Annotated in this window: 26 protein-coding genes and 1 tRNA gene; 7 read left to right on the top strand and 20 right to left on the bottom strand. The window is 29.6% G+C overall.

The window, feature by feature from the left end:
- Window positions 1-35 precede the first annotated feature (35 nt).
- From EXC45_RS02595 to EXC45_RS02585, 3 genes are all read right to left on the bottom strand, one after another.
- Window positions 36-111 (bottom strand) — tRNA-Thr (locus EXC45_RS02595).
- A gap of 54 nt (window positions 112-165) precedes the next feature.
- Window positions 166-864 carry a ribonuclease HIII gene (locus tag EXC45_RS02590; RefSeq protein WP_036434903.1) on the bottom strand — a complete coding sequence of 233 codons (699 nt, stop codon included), beginning with the start codon at window positions 862-864 and terminating at the stop codon, window positions 166-168.
- Complete coding sequence (locus tag EXC45_RS02585; RefSeq protein ID WP_036434905.1) at window positions 864-1,763, bottom strand: Cof-type HAD-IIB family hydrolase; 900 nt, start codon at window positions 1,761-1,763, stop codon at window positions 864-866. Before EXC45_RS02585 ends, EXC45_RS02590 begins: the two co-directional genes overlap by 1 nt.
- 178 nt (window positions 1,764-1,941) lie before the next feature.
- On the opposite strand from EXC45_RS02585, the gene pyrH reads away from it, so the two are divergent.
- Window positions 1,942-2,658: a UMP kinase gene (gene pyrH / locus EXC45_RS02580; protein ID WP_036434908.1), complete on the top strand. Its 717-nt coding sequence runs from the start codon at window positions 1,942-1,944 to the stop codon at window positions 2,656-2,658.
- Entirely contained in the window at window positions 2,658-3,209 is a 552-nt protein-coding gene (gene frr, locus EXC45_RS02575) for a ribosome recycling factor (RefSeq protein WP_036434911.1), read from the top strand. The genes pyrH and frr overlap by 1 nt, the downstream gene beginning before the upstream one ends.
- Window positions 3,210-3,234: 25 nt before the next feature.
- On the opposite strand, the gene EXC45_RS02570 is transcribed toward frr, so the two are convergent.
- The 10 genes from EXC45_RS02570 to EXC45_RS02525 all read right to left on the bottom strand — a co-directional run bounded on the left by EXC45_RS02570 (window position 3,235) and on the right by EXC45_RS02525 (window position 12,941).
- Window positions 3,235-3,897 (bottom strand): chromate transporter, encoded by a 663-nt coding sequence (locus EXC45_RS02570; protein WP_051616984.1) that lies wholly within the window; start codon window positions 3,895-3,897, stop codon window positions 3,235-3,237.
- Window positions 3,897-4,499 carry a chromate transporter gene (locus tag EXC45_RS02565; protein ID WP_036434914.1) on the bottom strand — a complete coding sequence of 201 codons (603 nt, stop codon included), beginning with the start codon at window positions 4,497-4,499 and terminating at the stop codon, window positions 3,897-3,899. The genes EXC45_RS02570 and EXC45_RS02565 overlap by 1 nt, the downstream gene beginning before the upstream one ends.
- A complete protein-coding gene (locus EXC45_RS02560) occupies window positions 4,499-5,008 on the bottom strand; it encodes an adenine phosphoribosyltransferase (protein ID WP_036434916.1) in 510 nt (169 codons plus the stop codon). Before EXC45_RS02560 ends, EXC45_RS02565 begins: the two co-directional genes overlap by 1 nt.
- 14 nt (window positions 5,009-5,022) lie before the next feature.
- Window positions 5,023-6,825, bottom strand: a complete 1,803-nt coding sequence (gene infB, locus EXC45_RS02555; RefSeq protein ID WP_036434920.1) for a translation initiation factor IF-2 — start codon at window positions 6,823-6,825, stop codon at window positions 5,023-5,025.
- Complete coding sequence (locus EXC45_RS02550) at window positions 6,800-7,105, bottom strand: YlxR family protein (RefSeq protein ID WP_036434923.1); 306 nt, start codon at window positions 7,103-7,105, stop codon at window positions 6,800-6,802. Before EXC45_RS02550 ends, infB begins: the two co-directional genes overlap by 26 nt.
- Entirely contained in the window at window positions 7,083-8,723 is a 1,641-nt protein-coding gene (locus EXC45_RS02545) for a NusA N-terminal domain-containing protein (RefSeq protein WP_036434924.1), read from the bottom strand. Before EXC45_RS02545 ends, EXC45_RS02550 begins: the two co-directional genes overlap by 23 nt.
- A 9-nt stretch (window positions 8,724-8,732) precedes the next feature.
- On the bottom strand, window positions 8,733-9,164 hold the full coding sequence (locus EXC45_RS02540; protein WP_036434926.1) for a ribosome assembly cofactor RimP: 432 nt from the start codon (window positions 9,162-9,164) through the stop codon (window positions 8,733-8,735).
- Window positions 9,165-9,245: 81 nt separating this feature from the next.
- Window positions 9,246-9,602 carry a histidine triad protein HinT gene (gene hinT, locus EXC45_RS02535; protein WP_036434928.1) on the bottom strand — a complete coding sequence of 119 codons (357 nt, stop codon included), beginning with the start codon at window positions 9,600-9,602 and terminating at the stop codon, window positions 9,246-9,248.
- A complete protein-coding gene (locus EXC45_RS02530; protein ID WP_036434930.1) occupies window positions 9,589-10,818 on the bottom strand; it encodes a HinT-interacting membrane complex lipoprotein P60 in 1,230 nt (409 codons plus the stop codon). The genes hinT and EXC45_RS02530 overlap by 14 nt, the downstream gene beginning before the upstream one ends.
- On the bottom strand, window positions 10,818-12,941 hold the full coding sequence (locus EXC45_RS02525) for a HinT-interacting membrane complex protein P80 (protein ID WP_036434934.1): 2,124 nt from the start codon (window positions 12,939-12,941) through the stop codon (window positions 10,818-10,820). Before EXC45_RS02525 ends, EXC45_RS02530 begins: the two co-directional genes overlap by 1 nt.
- A gap of 331 nt (window positions 12,942-13,272) precedes the next feature.
- On the opposite strand from EXC45_RS02525, the gene rplK reads away from it, so the two are divergent.
- Window positions 13,273-13,863 (top strand): 50S ribosomal protein L11, encoded by a 591-nt coding sequence (gene rplK / locus EXC45_RS02520; RefSeq protein ID WP_036434935.1) that lies wholly within the window; start codon window positions 13,273-13,275, stop codon window positions 13,861-13,863.
- A gap of 5 nt (window positions 13,864-13,868) precedes the next feature.
- Complete coding sequence (gene rplA, locus EXC45_RS02515) at window positions 13,869-14,564, top strand: 50S ribosomal protein L1 (protein ID WP_036434937.1); 696 nt, start codon at window positions 13,869-13,871, stop codon at window positions 14,562-14,564.
- A 94-nt stretch (window positions 14,565-14,658) separates the two neighbouring features.
- On the opposite strand, the gene EXC45_RS02510 is transcribed toward rplA, so the two are convergent.
- A complete protein-coding gene (locus EXC45_RS02510; protein ID WP_036434939.1) occupies window positions 14,659-14,850 on the bottom strand; it encodes a hypothetical protein in 192 nt (63 codons plus the stop codon).
- A 133-nt stretch (window positions 14,851-14,983) separates the two neighbouring features.
- Between EXC45_RS02510 and parE the strand changes: the two genes are divergently transcribed.
- A complete protein-coding gene (gene parE / locus EXC45_RS02505) occupies window positions 14,984-16,918 on the top strand; it encodes a DNA topoisomerase IV subunit B (protein WP_036434946.1) in 1,935 nt (644 codons plus the stop codon).
- Window positions 16,919-16,949: 31 nt separating this feature from the next.
- Window positions 16,950-17,156, top strand: a complete 207-nt coding sequence (locus EXC45_RS02500; RefSeq protein WP_129693782.1) for an NINE protein — start codon at window positions 16,950-16,952, stop codon at window positions 17,154-17,156.
- Between the two features lie 20 nt (window positions 17,157-17,176).
- On the opposite strand, the gene EXC45_RS02495 is transcribed toward EXC45_RS02500, so the two are convergent.
- Window positions 17,177-17,983: an HAD-IIB family hydrolase gene (locus EXC45_RS02495; protein WP_129693781.1), complete on the bottom strand. Its 807-nt coding sequence runs from the start codon at window positions 17,981-17,983 to the stop codon at window positions 17,177-17,179.
- Between the two features lie 40 nt (window positions 17,984-18,023).
- Between EXC45_RS02495 and EXC45_RS02490 the strand changes: the two genes are divergently transcribed.
- Complete coding sequence (locus EXC45_RS02490; protein ID WP_036434952.1) at window positions 18,024-18,764, top strand: YgjP-like metallopeptidase domain-containing protein; 741 nt, start codon at window positions 18,024-18,026, stop codon at window positions 18,762-18,764.
- Here the strand turns inward: EXC45_RS02490 and ylqF are convergent.
- The 5 genes from ylqF to EXC45_RS02465 all read right to left on the bottom strand — a co-directional run bounded on the left by ylqF (window position 18,751) and on the right by EXC45_RS02465 (window position 22,168).
- The gene (ylqF, locus tag EXC45_RS02485) at window positions 18,751-19,608 is read right to left on the bottom strand and encodes a ribosome biogenesis GTPase YlqF (protein WP_036434954.1); all 858 of its coding nucleotides are present in this window, start codon (window positions 19,606-19,608) and stop codon (window positions 18,751-18,753) included. The genes EXC45_RS02490 and ylqF overlap by 14 nt on opposite strands.
- Window positions 19,595-19,858 carry a DivIVA domain-containing protein gene (locus tag EXC45_RS02480; RefSeq protein WP_036434957.1) on the bottom strand — a complete coding sequence of 88 codons (264 nt, stop codon included), beginning with the start codon at window positions 19,856-19,858 and terminating at the stop codon, window positions 19,595-19,597. Before EXC45_RS02480 ends, ylqF begins: the two co-directional genes overlap by 14 nt.
- A gap of 2 nt (window positions 19,859-19,860) precedes the next feature.
- Window positions 19,861-20,586 (bottom strand): TrmH family RNA methyltransferase, encoded by a 726-nt coding sequence (locus EXC45_RS02475; RefSeq protein ID WP_129693780.1) that lies wholly within the window; start codon window positions 20,584-20,586, stop codon window positions 19,861-19,863.
- Window positions 20,561-21,103 (bottom strand): tRNA (cytidine(34)-2'-O)-methyltransferase, encoded by a 543-nt coding sequence (locus EXC45_RS02470; RefSeq protein WP_036434987.1) that lies wholly within the window; start codon window positions 21,101-21,103, stop codon window positions 20,561-20,563. The genes EXC45_RS02475 and EXC45_RS02470 overlap by 26 nt, the downstream gene beginning before the upstream one ends.
- 111 nt (window positions 21,104-21,214) lie before the next feature.
- A complete protein-coding gene (locus EXC45_RS02465) occupies window positions 21,215-22,168 on the bottom strand; it encodes an ABC transporter ATP-binding protein (RefSeq protein ID WP_036434984.1) in 954 nt (317 codons plus the stop codon).
- Window positions 22,169-22,170 lie beyond the last annotated feature (2 nt).

The following is a 22,170-nucleotide window of genomic DNA, read 5'->3' as shown; positions in this document are numbered from 1 at the left end:
TTTAATTTATTTCTTTTTTGGTCATAAAAATGAAATGGTGCCGACAACTGGACTTGAACCAGCGACCCCTTCCTTACCATGGAAGTGCTCTGCCTGCTGAGCTATGACGGCATTTGTAAACTAATTTTACCATAAAAATGGGTAAATTTTAGTTTACTTATTAATTTATATTGATAATTTAAAGCTTGTTTTGCAAACTTTTGAAAGATTTTTTTCTCCATGTAGTTCACAAAATTCTTTAACTTTTTCTTGTACTTTTTTGTTTGCACCTAAAGGGAAATCGAAGTTTCATTCTTTGGATTGTTCTTGCATGTACTTAATTAGTTCAGCGCGAGCTAAAATTGATGCACAAGCTACCGATAAATGTATAGATTCGGCTTTTGTTACTAAAAAAGCCACTATATCAAAATCTTCAAAATCAAATCAAGTATCTTTGTTTATTATTTTCTTGTGATACTTTTCAAATGAGTTTAAAGTGGAATATTTATCAATTAGTAAATATTTTTGAACAAAGCTCATTTTTTTATGTAAATTATTCAAAGCTCCATTATGAGTAAAAAATTTTAATTCATGAGCATTAAATTCATCGCTGAGTTTATTGTAAGCGCTTTGAGATAAGCGATAAACTGAATAATGTACTTGAGTGTTCTCTCTAAGCTTTTGTGCAATTTCCAAAATCTTTTTGTCAGTAAGTTTTTTCGAATCTTGTACTCCTAAGGATTTAGCTCAATCCTTTAAATGTGATGGTAAGTAAAATGCACAAGAAACTAGCGGAGTAAAATAATCTCCAACTCCACTTTCATCAATACCAATAATTTCTTTATTTAATAGTTCGTTTACATCTAATAAATCAATGTATTTCATTATTCTAAACTATCATCTCTTTTTTGTTTTATTTTATTGCTTTTAGCAATTTCTTCGGCAGGGTTGTCCAAGAATTTATTAATGTAGTGCCCCACACCACCTTCTTTATTGATTTTTGAAATTTTAACAGTAGCATATTTTTTAACGTCTTTTGAAGCATTTCCCATTGCTACAGAAACATTAGCCACTTTAAACATTGGAACATCATTAAATCCATCTCCAATTGCAATTGTGTTTTCTACTTTTACATCGTAGTAACGAATTAACATACTTAAGGCTTTCCCTTTGTTGGCAGTAATGTTTGTCATATCAAACACAGGTGTTAAACCTTCGCCTTTTGATCAATATGAGAACTCAGCTAAGTCTCCAAAACGAGCTTTTAAGTATCTTCTAAGTTCTTCAACATTAGTAGTTGGTTTAACATCAAAAATAACTCCAGTTGGCATTAAAGGAATTTTGTGAAAATCAAGTCCAATTCTAAGTTTTGAAGTTGTTTTAAATCCAAACACTTTTTCAAGTTCTTCATCACGGTGCTGAAGTTGAACTCAATCAGGACCTTCAATTGCAATATTAGTAACTTCTTTAGCCACTTTTTCATCACCAAGCACATATAAAGCTTCATTTAAATTTAAATATTTAACATAAGGAATAAAACTTTCATCATTTGGATGGTGAATATGAGCTCCATTGTAGTTTCCTACAACAGTTTTAAGCCCTAATTCTTCGTAAATAAATTTGGTACTTCTTCATGGTCTACCAGTAAGAATACATACAATATGTCCTTCTTCGGTAGCTCTTTTAATTGCATTAACTGTTAAATCATGGATTTCACCAGTTGCGCTTGAACGCAATGTTGTTCCATCTAAATCAATAGCGAATAGGTATTTTTCTTTTTCCATATCTATCCTTTCTGTCGAATAATTATAACATTTTTCGAGAAAATTATTCTCCACTGGAAAATTTTCCACAACGAAAAATTAAGAATTCTTACTCTTTTTTATAATATTTATTATTAAAAAAGGGAGTTTTTAAAATATAATTAAAATACAAATTAATAGTATTAATTCGGAGAGTAAAATGAAATACAAAAGAATATTGCTAAAACTTTCTGGAGAAGGTTTTTCGAACAAAGAAAAAAACTTAGCCATTGACTATGAGTTAGTTGCTGATATTGCACGGCAATTAAAAGTAATTAATGAGCAAGGAGTTCAAATTTCTGTTGTTATTGGTGGAGGAAACTTCTGAAGAGGTGCTTCAGCTGAAAAAAACGGAATTCCACGAAATCGTGCCGATTATATTGGAATGTTGGCAACTATAATGAATGGTTTAGCTTTACAAAGTGGATTTGAAAAAGTTGGCCTTAAAGCAAGAGTCCAAAGTTCAATTAACATTGACCCTAAAGTTGCTGAAAACTACATTAACGAAAAAACAATTAAGTATCTTGAAGATGGAGAAATTGTTATTTTTGTTGGAGGAACTGGAAGACCATTCTTTACCACTGACACAGCTGCTACACTTTATGCATCTGAAATAGGTGCTGAAGTTATTTTAATGGGTAAAAATCGTGTTGATGGGATTTACGATAGCGATCCTAAAAAAAATCCAAATGCTGTTCACTTCCCGAAAATTACATATGATGAAATTCTTGAAAGAAGATTACAGGTTATGGACTTAACTGCAACAAGTATGGCAAGAGATAACAATATTAACTTGGTGGTATTCAATTTACTCGAAAAAGATTCAATTATTAAAGTATTGCAAAATAAAATTCAACATACAGAGGTAACAAAATAATGGAAATAGGTCTATATTTATTAGAATTAGAAGAAAAATGCGAAAAGGCAATTAATCATTATCGTTTTGAAATGTCTAAAATTTCAACCGGGAGAGCTAACCCTCAAATTGTAAAAGGGATTAAAGTTGAATACTATGGTACACCAACTTCATTGGAAGAATTAGCAAACATTAGTGTTCCTGAACCACAACAATTATTAATCAAACCTTATGATATTACTTCTGTAAAAGAAGTTAATAAAGCATTAATGAACGCTAACTTAGGAGTTACTCCAATTGATGAAGGGCATCAAGTTAGATTAAACTTCCCTGTGTTAACCACACAAAGAAAAAAAGAAATTATCAAAAGTCTAGCTAAACATACTGAACAAGCTAAAGTGGGTATCAGAAATGCTCGTCAAGATGTAAATAAACAAATTAAAGCTGATGAAGAACTTTCTGAAGATATGCAAAAAAATTATTTAGATCAAGTTCAAACCTTTGTAGACAAACAAATTGACAAAGTAAATCAATTAACCAAAGAAAAAGAAGATGAAATTTTAAAAGTTTAAAAAACATCAGCCTCAAGGGCTGATTTTATATTCAAGGTGCAAAAATAATTAAACCCACTAAGATGTTCCCCACGATCATATAGATAATTGGTACTTTTTTAATGATTAAATAAATAAAGAAACCAATTGCTAAAGGGCTATAAACAAATAGTAATATTAATCTTCATCCTCTAAAAAATTGATAAATATTATTACTTGAAGAATAATCTAATTTTAAATATTCACTTGCTTGAGTGTTAAAAAATAAAAATGGATAGGTAATTTTTAAAAAAATTGAAATAGCAAGCGATAGCATTACACCAATTAACACTGGATACATAAAAGTAAAGAATTTGCTCACAAATAAAGTTTTCTTGTGCTTTTGAATGATTCTTCTAAAAATAAGCAACATCGCTATTCCTGGAATCATAAAAGCTAAATAAGCAAGCAAAATAAGAAGAAAACTTCATCAAGTATTGCCAGTTAAAGCATAACCGGTAAAAACAGCGAATTTAGGCGATAAAATACCTGGGGTTGCATTTCCAGCGGTAAAAAATGCATTAATTTGATCCGTTGAAATAGCAACTCCAAAATTATTATTAAGAAACTTTCACAACCATTCAAATACCGGCATAAACAAAGCTCCACCACCAAAAACAGTAAGCGAAACAATAACAATAGCTACAAGCGAAATTAATATCGTTGTCATTATTTATCCTTGCTTTTTCGTTTTAATACACTTCAAGTTATCAAACAATAAATTAGTGTGCATAAAAATAAAAGACCAAATACAAACACCGGTAAGTTATAAGGAAAAGGAACAAATAAACAATAGCAAGTTGAAATGCATGCAACAGTTAGTCACACTGGTAATTTTAAAGCTTGTTGCGATCTTTTAATATATCGATAAGTAATTAAAATTACTCCTGCTACCACTGGCATTAACGCACACGCCCCAATAACATAAATGTAACGTCTTGGAATATAATTTAGCAATAAAAATACTCCAAAAGCAAACAAAATATGCGGTAAAATGGCAATTAATACTAAAAGATATGTTACAAACAAATTGTAAAATTTACGAACTATGTAAGTAATGCATTGAGTAGTTGAAGGGCCTGGCAACATATTTGTTATAATTACCATTTCATCAAATTCTTCATTATTAAGTCATTTTTTCTTTTCGACTGCTTCGCTTTTTATTAAAGGTAACATTGCATTCCCGCCACCAAAACCAAAAAAAGTTATTTTTAGTATAAATAAAACCAACTCTTTTAGGGATGGTTTTATTTTAGAATGAGAATTATTCATTAAACCTTAATTAAAGAGATTACTTCAGTGTCTTCTTGAAGTAGTTTTCTTCCATTTAATTCAGTTAATTCAAGCAATACAATAACTTTTTCAACAATAGCGCCTTGAGATTGCAATAATTTAATAATTGCTTTTGTTGTTCCTCCGGTAGCTAAAACATCATCAACAATAACTGCTTTTTGTCCTTCTTTGACATAACCTTTTTGTAATTCCAATGTGTTTGAACCATACTCAAGATCATAATTCATTTGAATTACTTCTCCAGGTAATTTATGTGGTTTTCTCACCATTATAAAAGGTTTTTTTAAAACAGCTGCTGTTGGAGTCCCAAACAAGAAACCTCTCGCATCTGGACCTACAATAATATCAGCATCATTGCAATGTTTAGCAATTTCATTAATTGTTCAATGCAATGCTTCCCCATCAGCCAAAAGAGGAGAAATATCTTTAAAGATAATTCCTGGTTTTGGAAAATCTTTTACGTCTTTGATTAAGTTTTTAATATTCATTTTGAACCTTCAAATTAATTAACTCTTACATCTTCGTAAAACTCTAAAACATCATCAATTTCAATGTCGTTATAGTTTTTAATGTGGCAACCGAAATCTTTTCCTTTAACCACTTCTTTTGCGTCATTTAGTTCTCTACGAAGAGATTCTAAAACTCCTTCGTAAACTAACTTAGCTTTACGATATACTTTAACTTTAGCTCCAGCTTTTACAACACCTGTGTCTTGCATACATCCTGCAATAGTACCGACTTTTGAGTAAAAGAATGTTTTAATAACATGAGCTTCTCCTGTTTTACGTTCTTCATATACAGGAGATTTTTCTCCGTCTAAAAGAGATTGACAATCTTCAACAATTTTATAAATAACATCATGGCTAATTAGCGAAATTTCTTGATTTGCCGCTGATTGTTTAATAGGTTGTGCTGGTTTCATATTGAAAACAAAAATTGTTGCGTTTGAAGCTTTAGCTAAAAGCAAGTCACTTCCATTAACATTTCCGGCACCTGCAGAAATAACTCTAATAATAGCTTCTTCATTTTCTAAGTTATTTATCTGCCCTTTTATAGCTTCACTGGTTCCGTGAACGTCTGATTTAACAATAACATTAATAACTTTTTTACCATCTACAGATTCTTGGTTTGCTCTAGAACTTAAAGCAGTCAATTTGTCATGTGTTGCTTTTTGGTCGGCCAATTTTTTAGCAAATTTTTCATCATTTAAACCAATAAATTTATCTCCAGCATCAGGTGCATAGTTAAGTCCTGATACAATCGCTGGGGCTCCTGGTTCGACTTTATCAGTTGGATTTTTTTGTGAATCTAGAAGCATTCTAACTCTACCGTATTTTGAACCAGCAACAATGAAATCACCTTTGTATAGAGTTCCATTTTCAACAATAATTGTTGAAACAGCTCCGACTCCTTTATCAACTCTAGATTCAATAACAGTTCCAATTGGATAACGTTTAGGGTTAGCTTTTAAATCGAGTAATTCAGTTAATAGCATAATTTGATCAAATAAATCATCAAGTCCTTCTCCTTTAAGAGCTGAACCATATACAATTTGAACATCTCCACCGTATTCTTCAACCACTACTTCGTTTTCGGCCAATTCTCCTTTTAGACGATCTAAATCTTTATTAGGTTTATCCATTTTATTTACAAACACGATAATTGGGACATTAGCTGCTTTAGCATGACTGATGGCTTCTTTTGTTTGTGGCATCACTCCATCATCAGCTGCTACCACTAAAATAACAATATCAGTAACTTTAGCTCCACGTGCACGCATGTTTGTAAAAGCTTCATGTCCAGGAGTATCAATAAAGGTAATCTTATTTCCTTTATGTTCAATTTGATAAGCACCGGTATGCTGAGTAATACCACTACTTTCAGTGCCGACGATATTAGAATTTCTAATTTTGTCAATTAATGTGGTTTTACCGTGATCAACGTGTCCCATTACTGTGATAATTGGTGCTCTACGAACTAAATCTTTTTCGTTGTCTACAAAATTCACTTCGTCTAAAAAGTTTGTTGCATCAACATTAGTTTCTTTACTAAAATCAAAACCATATTCAACACAAAGTTCGGCAATTTCTTCTTCTTCTAAAATGTAATTTAAAGTTCTTGCCTTTCCTTCCATGAAAAATTTTTTAATTATGTCATTTGCATTTTTGTTTACTTTTGCTGCAAAATCAGCAATTGACATTCTTCCTGTAAAAATGAAAACACCATTTTTTAATTCTGTCTTGGTTGTTATTAATTGTTCTTTAACGTCATTAACGTTACTAATTCTGTTGTTTTTCTTGCTCATTTATTACCTCCAACAGTTGTTTTTCTATTTCTAAATAATCATCAGGTGAAACATTAAAACGAAACGCTCGATTTAATGATTTAGTTTTTTTGACTTTTTCTCAATTTTCTCAAGTAAATTCAAAATATGCTCCACGTCCTTTTAAATTTTTGTTTAAATCTAAACGAACTTTTTGAGTTTCTTTTAACAGCGAAAAACGTGTTAATTTATTAATGTCTAAAATTTGGTTTGTGATTATACACTTACGAGTGTAGTTATTATTTTTTCTTGTCTCAATCATCTTCGAAACCACTAAGATCTAAATTAAGATCTAAATCAAGTCCATAATTAGCTAAATCAGTATCAACTTTAAAGTCTTTGAGTTCAACTTTTGCGTTTTTGTAAGCTTTCACAACTGGTTTTTCTGCTTCGGTGTTTTCATTTTCGTCTACATCAAAATCATCATCTTCTTCATCGTCAAAATCATTAAAGTCTATTTGATCAATAAAGTCATAATCTGTGTCGTTATCAAGATCAAATTGAAGCGCTTCCTCACTAAATAAATCATCAAGCTCTGAACCATCAATTCTTTTTGGTCTTGGTGCTGATTTTTTAACTTCATTCACTTGTTCATCTAATGAAGGTGATTTTTGAATTTCGTTAAATTGAGCAACATCTTGTGAGAATTCGCTCATGTCGATTTCAATACCTTTAAAGTATTCGTTTCTTCTTGAATCACGTGTTGAATGTTTTGGTTTTTTACCAAACATTGGTTTTTCATAAGCTCTAACTTTGTTGAATTCAATGTCTTTTTCAACTGCTTCTTCAACGGTTAGAATTTTAATTTTTGAATTAGTAATTTTCATTGCTAAATCAATATTAGCTCCTAATTTACCAATTGCATTTTTCATTTCTTCTTTATCAACAATAGCAATAAAACCACGTTTATCTTCTACAACATCTACAACTTTAGCAGGAGAAAGAGCGTTTCTTACATATTCAACAGGCGAATCTGAGTATTTAATAACCTCGATTTTTTCACCGTTAAGTCTTTCAGAGATGGCCAAAATTCTTTTTGCACCTTCTCCAAAAACACTTCCAAAAGGATCGAAACCATCTCCTTTGTCAATTGCTTTAAGTGCAATTTTAGTTCTAACACCAGGCATACGTTCGATTTTAACAATTTCAAGTAATCCCTCTTCAATTTCAGGAATTTCTGATGTAACAATATCTCTGACTTGTTGTGGAGAATCTGTTGTTACCTCACAAATACTCAATCTGTTTTCTGGATTAACTGACTCTAAATACACATCTAAGTATGAACCTAAATTCATATCAAGTTTTTTATTAACTTTTGAAGCCGGTAAAAAAGCAGTAACACCATCTTCAAATTTTAAGTTATATGAACCATTTGAATTTCTTGAAAGAACTTCGGCTTTAATTTTTGTTCCAACTAAAGGTAAGTAACGTTCATAAATTTTTTGTTTTTCTGTAATTTTGAAATTTTGGAAGAATCCGTTTTTAATTGCGACTTTTGTCTTTTCAGGAATCATTTCAAAATCAATTAAAATTGAAAAACTTTCTCCTTCTTGAACTTTTGGATTAACTTTTTTAGCTTCTGATAAAGGAATGAAACTTAATCTTTGAATATCACTTGATTCTTCAGAATCTTCAAATTCAAAATCATCTTCCACAACTTCACCATTTAGATTGTGAATTAATACTTCTTCATTTGTTAAATCAAGCGAAAACACAATATTAGCTTCAGGGTCAATATCTTTATTAACTGCTTTTGTAGTTTCAAAAGAAAAAATTCCTAATGTTTCTTCAAGCGAAATTTGATGTTTTTCTGAATAACCTTTAGCGATAATAAATCATTTTTGGTTCGCATTTAATTCAACAGCAACTTTTTTTCCCATTTTAACTCCTTAAAATTTAATGTAAATTTCTCCATTTAATATATTAGATTTTTCGATATTGATTTTTCTCATTCTTCCTTTTTGATTTCATAAAACCAATATTTGATTGTCTGAAACTTCTAAAAGTTCAGCAATCATACTTTGTTCTTTTTCAACTGCTTTCACAAAGTGAAGTTTAACCATTTTGTTTAAATATTTTTCTAAATTATTTAAATCTAAAGTAATTTCTTCACCTCTAGATAAAACTTCTAACGCCATATCTTGTGGATATATGTTTTCTTCTTCAAGATATTGGTCAATAAGCTTGGTATATTTAATAACTTCTTCCAAATCTTCAGTATCTAGTTCAACTGATAGCGTTTTTCCAAAATCTTGATTAGTTATAGCGACGCTAAGTACCATTTCAGGAAACTTATCTTTGAGTATTTTTGAATAATCCATCTTTTTTCTCCTTAAAAAATATTAAAGAGTTGCACTAGGCAACTCCTCAGATTGATTTGAAGATACTTTTATTATAGCACATTAAATGACTTCTGAATTAGATTTCATTTTTTCTTTAAAAGGAATGATATGAATGTGAGTGTGAAAAACAGTTTGGCCTGCATTCGCTCCTGTATTAACTAATAATTTAAAGCTTTCAATTCCTTTATCCACCACTAACTTTTGAGCTAGTTCCCGAGCAACTTTCATTGCGTGTAAAAAGGTTTTTTCATCACTTTCAAGCATATTTTCTTTCTCGTCTTTAGGAACAACTAAGAAATGTCCTTCAGAATAAGGAAATGCATCTAAGAAAGCAATTACTACATCATCTTCATACAAAATAGTAGCTGGAATTTCACGATCAACAATTTTAGAAAAAATACTTTTATTTTTTGACAAAATCAAGTCCTTCTAATTTAGATTTAATAATGTCGTTTTCCAAACTGATTTTGTGTCCTAAAGCAATAAAAGCTTTTTGGGCGTTTTTATATAAAGAATCAGCTCCAAAAATAGCTAATGAAACTTTTAATGTGTCTAATTTACTAAAGTAAGGAGTATTATCAAAACTTAAAATTTTGGTTGTTTTGTCGTCTTTACTTACTTCCTTAACAATAGGAGCAACCAAATTTAAGTAACTTACTTTGATAGTTTTATTATCATTAGTTACTTTAATGCTTTCATTTAAAGTTCCATTTTCTTTTACACCAACTAGTTTTCTGTTGGTTCAATCATAAAATCCTGATAGATTTGCAAAATTGTTTTGTTCAAGTAAGTATGCAGCTGAATTATTAAGTGAATAGTCATTTAATGATGAACTTAACCCTTTATATCCACCTAAGGTTGCTTCATAATCATTTGAATTAAATAACAATTCTTTTGTAGCGACTTTTGAAGACTCGGTTTTGTTTTTAAGTAAGTCATTATAATCATTAGTTGTTAAAATGGTTCTGCTTACATTTGAGAAAATATCATTGGCAGTATTAGAATTATAATTTCAAACTTGAGCAATTTTTGTGTTTAGAACATAATCAATTAAATTAAATTGATCAAGTTGATATCTGTCTTTATTATCATCATAATTCTTTTTGTTAACGGTTTGTAGATCGCTTTCGCTTGAAATTTCAAAATATTTTTTTACCAATAATAATTTATTAACTTCAAAAGCTACTTGTGTTTTATCTTGAGCATACAACACTTTAAATTGTTCTTGATTTGGTAACGCATTAGCTGCAAAAAGATCGCTTTGAGAATCGTTTAATACATTAAGTTGTTGCTGTGAAAATAAAGCTTGATTTTTTCAATTAGTTAATTGTTCATATAAAGTGAAGGGTTTTTCTAATTGATCAGTGCTTAATTTAGTTTTGTAGGCATTATAAGCATCATTTACAAAAGTTTCATCCTCTAACAAACTACCAGATACAGAATACAAATTAGCTAAAGTTGCTTTTAATCAGAACCCTTCAACAACTTTGCTTAAATCTCCATTGCTCAATAAGTTTTCTTGTTTATTTCTTTGTTCGGTGTTTTCGACTCTACCGCAAGAAATTGCAATCGCAGCAGTAGATAAAATTGCACTAGAAGGTAAAATAAATTTTAATTTTTTGATTAATTTCATTATTTACCTCCTTTGGTAATTGTTTCTACTAGTTTAGTTAATTCATCTAGGGCACTTTCATTTGCTAGTTGAAGAGGACTTCAAGAAAGAACTCTTTTAGCAATTCCGTTTTCAACTTTGAAGTTATAACTTGTGCCACTTAATTGACCTTCAAGTCATTTAGATAAGTTTGAGATTAAATCAGTTCCACTTTTTGCTTTATTAGCTTGAATTACAGATTGATTATCAACTTGAAGAGCATCTAAATCTGCTTGAGTGTATTTGGTATTATCATCACTAAATTTATTAGTTTGTTTAAATAGATATTCTTTGAACTCATCATTATTTAATGTGTCGGCTATAATATCATTTTTACTATAAACCACATTTAAAGCACTATCAAGTTTAAAGAATGAAGAGTTACCATTAGCAATTGATTTTAAATCATTTTGTAAATATGTATAAAGTTCATCAATTGAATTAATCTCTTGAGTTTTTAACAAGTATGTCCCTTCAGAAGAAACAACTAAAATAGCGCCATTTACATCACTTAGATTATATGCATATGAAGCAAGTTCTTGATTATTAACTTTAATATTAATATGTTTATTGAATTGAGTTTGAATCATTTGCTCGAATTCACTTGTAGATAAACTTGCAAATACTGAATCAATATAACGGTTTAATGCATCTAGCTTATTAATAGCATCATTTTTATTGGTAAGCTTTTTAATTTCATCAAGTTGAGTTTTAATTTGTTCTTTTACTTCTGTACTAAAGGCAAAATCAAACAAATCATCTAATTTAAGCTTCGGAAGATTTTTATCAGTTAATGCCAGACCCATTGCAGTATTGCTTTGGATTTGCGAAGCTAATGTTGTTATTCCTTGTACACTTGAATCAGCTGTATTTAAAGTTAAAACATCAATTAAACTTTCGTCTTCAGCACGTTTTTTGTTCAAGTTTTCTAATGTTTCCCCAGCAGATGGAATGTAATAATCTTTTGAGTGTTTGAAAGATTTTAAAATATCTAAGTTTGATTTAATCTCAAAAGAATTGTCATTATTATTAAATAAAGTGAATTTGGCTAAATTAATTAAAACTGATTTGTCTTTTTCTTCAAAACTTCAAGGTAATGATAAGTTAGCATTGATTTTTCCGGGTAGTTTATAAACTGTTGGCAAAATCAATTTACTTGATTGATAGTATTTGTTTACAAATTGAGAAACGCTTTTTAGATTGTTAATAAATGATTTTGTTGTAATAGCAACGGCTTTTGTGTTATCTGTTGAAGAAATAGCGTAATTGGCGTTTTGAAGATTGTTAGCATTTTGCTCAATGTAGTAATTAAAGATTTTTTCACCTTTTTTAATTAAAACAACTGGTGTTCCGTTGTTTGCTACTACATTTCCTTTGTCATCAATTTGATAAATATCTTTGGTTGCAACACGATTAATTTCTCTTAAAGAAAGATTTTTTTCTAGATTAATTTGATAGTGTCTTAAAGCTTCTGTTTCAATTTGCTTGAAATTTAAATATTCAAGAGCTTCTTCTTCAGTTGAAGATTTTCCATACTCTTCTTTGTTAAGTTCAGAATCATATTGTTTTTTTCAGTTTTCAAAACCATAAATTCTAATTAATTGATTTTTAAGATCTTCAAGTCTGTTTTTATTGTCTTTATTAATTTCAGAATATTCTTTAAGAGCAATATCGTTTCTCTCAGCTTCACCAGCATAACGAGATGAGTTTCAAATTCTTTGATACTCTTTTGAAGCTTTTACTTCTTTTTCATATCAAAACTGAACAACATGTTTGTAAAGTTGTTCTATTTTTTCATCGGTTTTATCTTGAGCTCCTTTAATTAAATTTAAAGTTTCTCCTAATGTTAAGTCTTGTGTTTTTCCGTTGTTATCTGAGTACTTAAATAAAACAGTTTCTGACGGAAGAGCATCAGTATAAGTCACTTTGTTAACACTAACCGCCAAAGGAATGGTAATTGAAGTTACTACAACAGCACCTAAAATAGTTAAAACAGCAATCATTGCTTTTTTACGTTTTTTAGCTTTAGGTTGCTCAGGTTTTTGCTCATGTTTTGAGTTTAATTCTGACAATCTTTCAAAAAACGATTTTTGTCTTTTAGCCATATTTCTCCTAGAGGTATTAAATAAAATATTTTTATGTAAATTATAGCAAAAAAACAACTTTTTCGGTTCCTCCAAGATAGATAATGATTTAAAAATAAAAATTTTATTGAATCTCTGACAAATAGTACTGAAAAATGTGTATTTTGGTAAAGATATTATGCTTAATATTAATATTTTGATTCAATACTTTTAAATGTAAATATTAAATATTTACTTTTATTTACATTTTTTCACTTTTGCTTTATAATTGAAAAGCAATAAAACCTTATTGCCTCTAACTAGTGGGAGATAATCATTATCGCTAGACCACAATATCGAAAGGATACTAACAATGGCAAAAGAAATTCAAAGAAAAGCTAAATTAGAATTCCCTGCCGGGAAAGCTAAGCCAGGTCCAGCACTTGCTGGAGTTGGTGTTAATATGCCAGAATTTACCAAAGCATTTAACGATGCTACAAGAGATAGAGGAGACGAACCAGTTCCTGTATTAATTACAGTTTACAAAGACAAATCATTCGAATTTAAACTTTTTACAGCTCCTGCTTCATACAAAATTAAGCAAGCTGCAAAAATTCAATCTGGATCATCAAAATCAAAATCACAAATTGTTGCAACAATTAAATTAGAAGATTTAAGAGCTATTGCTGAATACAAATTACCTGATTTAAATACTGATGATATTGAAGCTGCTATGGCTATTGTTGCTGGAACAGCAAGACAAATGGGTGTTTTAATCGAAGGTTGAGATGATGTTGCTAAAGCTAAAGCTGAGGCTAAAGCACTTGCTAAAGCTGATGCTCTTGCAAAAGCAAAACAAGAATCATTAGACGCTGCTGCTCAACAATTAGTTGACAGTAAAGGACAATCAATTAATGTTGAATTAGTTAAAGATGAAAACTCATCAGAAGTTGAAGGAGAATAATTAAGATGGCTAAAAAATTATCTAAAAACTTAAAAGCTGCTCGTGAATCATTCGATAGAACAGTTGCCTATGATTTAGAACAAGCTATTGAACTTGCTAAAAAAACTTCTTACGCTAAATTCGACGCTTCTATTGACCTTGCATTTAACTTAAATCTTGATGTTCGTAAAGCTGATCAACAACTTCGTGGAGCAGTTTTACTTCCACACGGAACAGGAAAATCAATTAGAGTTCTTGTTGCTACAAATAATCCAGAAAAACAAAAACTTTCTTCAGAAGCTGGTGCAGACATTGTTGTTGATGCTCAAGCTCTTGAACAAAAAATTAAAGAAGATGATTTTGACTTTGATGTAATGGTTGCAGATCCTACAATGATGCCTTTACTTGGAAAATACGGGAAAAAACTTGGGCCTAAAGGTCTTATGCCAAACCCTAAAACAGGTACAGTTACTCCAACTCCTGAAAAAGCTGTTGAAGAACTTAAAAAAGGGAAAGCAAACTACCGTACAGATAAAGCAGGTATCGTACACTCTCTTATTGGTAAATCAAGTATGTCAAATGAACAACTTGTAGAAAACGCTAAAACTCTTATTAATTTAATTAAAAAATTAAAACCAGCTGCTGTTAAAGGAACATATATGTTAAACTTAACCGTTTCAGCTTCAATGGGACCTAGCGTTAAAATTAAATTAGATAAATAATTTATTATTTTAGAAATGCAGATCATTTTGGTCTGTATTTTTTTACAAAGACATGAAAAAATCAGCCTATAAAGCTGATTAATGAAAATTAAAATTATCAGAAACCAAATACTCCATGCATTCTTTGAGCGTATGTAAGTAATTTTCCGTCCATTTCAGTATTTCTGTAAACTAAGAAATCACCAATATATGCACAACACACTGCGATTGCAACAAGGAATAAAATAGTTAAGACAATAAATAATGTAATTCAAATTTTTTGTTTTTTAGTTTTCTTTGCTTTCATAATTAATAATTCCTTGAGTTAATATTTATATTTTACTCAAAAATCGTTTTTTCACTAGAAAAGAAGTCATTTTTTTAAACTCTTTAACATTCATTTATTTTTAATTTTAAAATTAAAATTTATAATTGATTTAATGAGTAATAATGAATATACAGCAAGTGCTATACAACAATTAAAAGGTTTAGAAGCCGTTAGAAAACGTCCTGGAATGTACATTGGTGGAACTGATGTAAATGGTCTTCATCACTTAGTATGAGAAATTGTGGACAATTCAATTGACGAAGCTTTAGCAGGTTTTGCTACTGAAATTTCAGTGTCTTTAAAAAAGGATGGTTCTGTTGTTGTTTCTGATAACGGTAGAGGAATTCCTATTGATAAAGCTAAAGGACAAAACAGAACTGCCGTAGAACTTGTTTTCACTGAGCTTCATGCTGGTGGAAAATTCCAAGAAGGAGCATATAAAACTTCTGGTGGACTACATGGAGTAGGTTCAAGTGTTGTAAATGCTTTATCCACAAAATTAGCAGTAACTGTATCAAGAAACGGGTTGTTATATTTAACCGAATTTGTCCAAGACAAAATTATTACACGCACTACACAAATTGGAACTTCTAAAATCAATGGAACAAGTGTACAATTCTGACCAGATTACAAAATTTTTAAAAATGCTAAATTAAATGTCAACACTATTAGCGAAAGACTTAAAGAAAGTTCATTTTTAATTTCTGGTCTTAGAATTAAATTGCATGATGAAAATACCGATTTCTTCGAAGAATACGAGTATCAACATGGTCTTAAAGCTTTTTTAGAATTTTTAAATGATTCAAAAGATAAAACCACTGAAGTTGCTTTCTTTAGTGATGAAAAAAGAGATATTCAAGTGGATTTTGCTTTCCAATGAACTGACTCATACAATGACTTTTGCTTAAGTTTTGTTAACAATGTTAAAACTCGTGATGGTGGAACTCATGAAACTGGATTAAAAACAGCTTTTACAAAAGTTTTTAATGAATTTGCTTCACGTGAAAACATTCTAAAAGGAAAAAATACTTTCGATGGCGATGATATTCGTGAAGGTCTTAGTGTCGTTTTATCTTTAAAAATTCCTGAAAAAATTCTTGAATTCGTTGGACAAACCAAAGACAAATTAGGAACTCCTGACGCAAAATCAGTCGTTGAGGAAATCGTCACAAAACATTTAGAGTTATGAATTGCCGAAAACAAACAAACAGCTAAAAAAGTTTTAGAAAAAATTAAACGTGCTTACGAAATTCGTCAAGAAGAAAGAAAAAGACGTCTCGAAGCACGTAAAAGCAAAACAGTTTTAAAAGAAAAAGTTATTTTAAGTGATAAATTAACTCCAGCAACCAGCAAAAAACCTGAAGAAAAGGAATTGTTCTTAGTTGAGGGAGATTCTGCTGGTGGTAGCGCAAAAAGCGGTCGTAATAGACAATTTCAAGCTATTTTACCACTAAGAGGAAAAGTTATTAATTGCGAAAAATCTAAATTACTAGAAATACTTAAAAACAATGAGATCGGAACCATTATTAACACAATTGGAGCAGGTTTTGGGAAAGACTTTGACATCAGTAAAGCTCAATATGGAAAAATCATTATTATGACAGACGCCGATACTGATGGGGCCCATATTCAAATATTACTTTTAACATTCTTTTATCGTTTGATGAAACCTTTAATTGAAGCTGGAAGAATATATATTGCTTTACCTCCACTATATAAAGTTACTAATAAAAATACCAAGAAATATCAATACGCATGAGACGACGATGAATTAAATGAAATTTTGGAAAACTCAAAACAAAATTTGGAAATTCAACGTTATAAAGGACTTGGTGAAATGAACGCCGATCAATTATGAGAAACTACTATGAATCCTGAAACTAGAACTTTAATTCAAGCCACAATTGAAGATGCATCGTTAGCAGAAAGAAGAGTAAGCACATTGATGGGAGAAAATCCTCAATCAAGAAAAACTTGAATTGATCAAAATATTGATTTTAACAATCAAGATGAATTTATTGAAAAAATGGCAAATATTCTGGAATAATATAAGCATATAATTTTTAGAAGGAGAGTTTATGCCAAGTAACAAAAGTAGACTAGTTTTAGTTTTATTATCATTCTTTTTAGGGTTTTTAGGGATTGATCGTTTTTACGGTGGAAGAGTTTTATTAGGTATTTTAAAATTATTTTTAGGATGGGATATCTGACAAATTATCGATTTTATCTTAGCTCTTTTAGGAATGCAAAAAGATTCTGAAGGACGTTACATTTCAAGATGATAAAAAGGACATATTGGTCCTTTTTATTTTAAAAATTGTGATAAATATTTAGCAACTCCGGCGTTTTTATATGAATAAGGCAATACTTCATCAGCAATATTTTTAAAGTCTTGAACTGAATTAGATAAAGTCACAACTTTTCCAACTATGTTTTTTGTTGAGGCATCATTCATTGAATCTCCAATATGAATTGCTTTTTTTACATCAATACCTTTTAGAGCGCAATATTGAGCTTCCGCTTGCCCTTTAGACACATTATATGCAGTAATTTCAATGAAGTTGTTTTTACTTCCACTAATTGATACAGTCAATTTCCCTGAAAACATCAAGTTTCATTTTTTAACTAATTTAGCCAACTTTCTTTTTGAAGGTGACCAAATTAATGCTTTATAAGCAATAAAATCATTTCTAAATTCTGAATAATTACGAGCTGAATTTTGACCTAATTTCAAAATAAACTTAAAGAATTTGTTTCTTACAAATCCCATTTTTTTAGGGTTTGAATTAAAGATCACAGACACTTTTTCTAAATAGATTTCATCAAATAATTCTTGAACAACATCACGATCAATTGGATATCCTTGAATGATCTCTCCGTTTTCAATAATTTGAGCACCGTTTCATGCTATAAATGTGTTCAATCCAGCATCTTGGAGAATCTTTCTGGTTTCTTCATTATTTCCTCTTCCAGTTGAAATAACAATTGGGATTTCTTTGTTAACTTCTTTGATTACATTAATGTTTTCTTCGCTAAAATGTTTTGATCCATTAGTTTTAGCATCTAAAGAAGTGTCGTCTAAATCAATAAAAATAATCTTTGGTTTTTTCATAAAAACAATTATACACGCTAAAATATAATACAATTAAGAAATGCTAAAAGCTGTTGTAAAAAATGTCAATTATAAAGATCAAAACCTTAAATATACCGTTGTGTATACAGATAATTTAAGGTATTCCAAAGCTCATATTGCTGATGGTAAATTGATTATAAGATTAAGTAAATTTGCAAACTTGGAAGTTGAAAATAAATTATTGTCTAAGTCAATTTCTAGATATTATCAATATAAAAAATATTACTTTGACATATCCAAAGACAGCTTTTTTCTTTTTGGTGAAAAAGTATTTTGAAATATAGTGTCAACTCCTTTTTCTTCATATATTAAAATAGCAAACCAAAACAATGAACTAATGTCGCTTATATCCTTGAAAAACAGTTTTTGAGTTCTTCAAAAAAATGATCCAATTAAATCTAACGAGCTTGTTGTTAATTCAATAAATAAATGAATTAAAAAATTATTAATTCAAAAGCTTGAAACTTTTCAAACAGAAATTTCAACGTTTTACAAAACTTACAATAGTAAGATAGTTATTTTCAACAAAGACCGCACTTGAGGTACAAACTATATTACGAAAAAAACTATCTCTTATGCATTCAATTGTTATATTTTAAGTAATTATTACTTGAAATTTATAGTTGCTCATGAAGTTGTTCATAACCTAGTACGTGGTCATTCTTCTACATTTTATGCTAAGCTAAATTTAATGTACCCAGAATATAAAAAAATTGATCAAGATCTTGATCAATTAATATTTGATTTTAATCGTAAGTAACTCCGCTTAAATTTTTAGCTCAATTAATAAATTGAGTATAGGCTTTAATTAAATCTGGTTGACCTTTAGATACTAGCAATGATTGTTTAAAAGCATATTCGATTAACTGACCATATGTTGACGTATTATCTTCAGAAGGTTCAAGTCCTAGGGATCTAATTTTTTCTGGATAATATTTAGACAATAATTGATAAATTTTAAACGCAATTGTTTCAAGTGAGAAATTTTCTAGTTTTATCGAACCAATAGTCACTAGTTTTACAGCTGCTTCTTGATCTTCGAATTTAGGAAGTAAAATTCCTGGTGTATCCATAAAAAGATATTCTCCATTAACAACTCATTGTTTTTGACGAGTAACCCCTGGATAATTAGCAACTTTCAAAGAAGCTTTTTCTGATACTAAATTAATTAAGGTGCTCTTACCGCAATTTGGCACTCCAACAACAAAAGATTTTAATCTAGATTTAAGCAATCCTTTTGCTTTATCACGAGCTATTTTATCTTTCATAATGTTTCTAATTTCATTTAAAATCACTTGTTTAGAACTTTTTTTACGTAAATCCAGTCACAAAACTTTCTCATTTTTGAAACGATTAGTAATTTTATCTTTTTTAGATTTGTCCATCAAATCACTTTTAGTTATGATAAATAATCTCGGTTTTTGGGGAGAAATATGATCAAAATCCTCATTATAAGAGCTAATTGGACATCTAGCATCTAGAACAACAATGAAAAGATCAGCTAAATTAGCTGATTCTTTGATTTCTTTCATAGCTTTTGCCATGTGTCCAGGAAATCATTGAATTACAAAATTATAATTGTCTGAAATTTTATCTTTGCTCATATTTGCCTTTTTCTGATTTAAGTCTTGTGAGCTCAAATTCCATTTGCTCTTTTTCTAAAATGGCCATTTCAAGTCTCTTAGAATATTCTTGTATTTTATGACTTAAAGCATCATTGGAATTTTTAGCATTTTCCAAGTGCACTAAGATTTCTTGCAATAATAAATCAACTTCTTCTCTTTTATAACCCTTTAAACTAAGATGAAAAGTAGATTTCTTAATTTTTTTAATAATTGTTTCTATATGATTCATAATTAACTTTCGTTGTAAATTTTATTTAAGATTATCGCCGCACAACAAGCAACATTAAGACTCTCAAATTCAATTGGTACATAAACTCACTCATCGCAAATATTTTGCACTTGTTGTGAAATTCCATTTCCTTCATTACCTAAAACAACAGCAATTTTGTCTTGTTGGAAATGTGTTTGATTTAATTTTTTGGCTCTTTGATTTAGGACTGTTGCATAAACTCTAAAGTCTTGTTGTTTGATTTGCTTAATAAATTCTTCACTAGAGGATATTTTAAAAATATTAAGATCAAAAAAGGCTCCTTGCGAAGAACGAATTACTTTTGGATTGTAAAAATCAAAATTTTCAACTGCAATTGAATCAAAACCAAAAGCTTTTGCTAATCTAATGATAGTTCCTATATTACCTGGATCTTGTAAATTATTCAAAATTAAAATCTTGTTAAATTTTATTTCTCTTGTGATAAATTTGCATTCTGCAAGAATATTTTGTGGAGTTTTAGTTGTTGATAAATGCTCAATAATATCTTTGGAAACTTTAATTGAATTTTTATATTTTCAGTTTGTTTCGCTTTCAATAATTTCAACTATTAAATTATGCTTAATAGCTTCTTCAACTAAATGATACCCTTCAATTAAAAAGGTTTTGCTTTGTAAGCGGTATTTTTTGTCTTGAAGCTTATGTCAATGCTTAATTTTAGGATTATTTTTGCTCTTTAAAATTTCCATCAACTAAAAAGTATTTTCCTTTTTCAACTTCGAATTTTGATAAATCTTTAAAATCAAGTTGACGCATAATTTCAAAACCAACAATACTTACACAGTTGGCCAAATTAATTGAACGCATAGCATCTACCATCGGAATTCTCATGCATGTATCTAAATTTTCTTGCAAGATTCGCTTATCAATTCCAGTTGACTCTCTTCCAAACATAACTCAAAGTTCACCATTACTTTGATATTCACTTGCATAATTTACATCTGAATAAGTATTTAATCCATATCTAGTGATATAAAAAATTTTCTTGTCGTGATATTTTTTCGCAAAGTCTTCATAACTATCATGAACTTCATGTTCAATGTCAGAGAGCATTCTTCCCGCTCCGTATCTTCTAAGTCATTTTGGATGTAAATCAAAACCAAGCGGTTTTATAATATGAAGTTTTGCTCCAATTGCAAAACATGTACGAATAATATTCCCAGTATTAGGACAAATTTCAGGTTGATATAGAACAATATTTAGCATAAATTTATTATATAACAATGATTGACATTTAAATTCTCAGAATTTAAATAATATCAAGACTTTTATAAAAAACACCCTATGAGTTTATGATAACTCACAAAGGTGTTTAGACTAATCAATTTTAATATCTTTAGGATGTTTAGGATTTTTATTGATTTTAATTTTTGTAATTTTTCCTGCTGCTACATACACTACTTTATCAGCAATTGGTTCAATTGAAGGGTTATGGGTAACCATAACAATTGTAGTTTTGTATTTTTTATTAATGTCAAATAAATAACTCAAAACAACTTCAGATGTTTTATCATCCAAAGCTCCAGTAGGCTCATCGGCAAAGATAATTTCAGCATTTTTAGCTAAAGCCCTTAAAATCGAAACTCTTTGTTGTTGCCCTCCAGACATTTGTGATGGGAATTTAGTTTTTACATCGTCCATATCAAATTCACTAAATAACTGATGAATATCAAGTTTTTTTGATTTGTCTTTTTGTAAATATGAACCTGTTTCAACATTATCATATGCAGATAAGTTTTGCAATAAGTTGTAGTTTTGGAAAATGAAACTAACATGTTCACGTCTAAATAAAGTTAATTGATTATCACTAAGATAAGGTAAGTTAGTATCACACACAATAACATTTCCTCTAGAAGGTCGATCTAACCCACTTATTAAGTTAAGTAATGTACTTTTTCCTCCACCTGATTTCCCATAAATCATGACAAATTCTCCACGATTTATAGTTAATGAAATGTTTTTAAGAACTCTGGTGACTGTGGTACCAGATAAATAGTATTTACTTACATCTTTTACTTCAATTACGGCATTTTCAGAATTTTTAAGGTTTTTAAATTCATCTTTATGTCTTTTAGAATTGGCAGCTTTAGTTAATTTACGAGCAATTGAATGGTCAACAATAACTTTATTACTTCCTCCATCAGCATCCAAAATCTCAAACACATTTTTTTTGTTGATTTTAACTGATGAACTTTTTTTGGTTAGTTGAACAACATCTTCGTTTGTTGAAGAAGAATTTTCAACTTGATTGTCTTTTTTGCGTTTAAACATTA

Origin of the sequence: Mycoplasmopsis columboralis (assembly GCF_900660675.1) — a bacterium.
In the GTDB taxonomy this organism is placed as follows: domain Bacteria; phylum Bacillota_I; class Bacilli_A; order Mycoplasmatales; family Metamycoplasmataceae; genus Mycoplasmopsis; species Mycoplasmopsis columboralis.
Note: the sequence above shows the minus strand (reverse complement) of the source record. Positions and strands in the feature narration are given on the sequence as shown.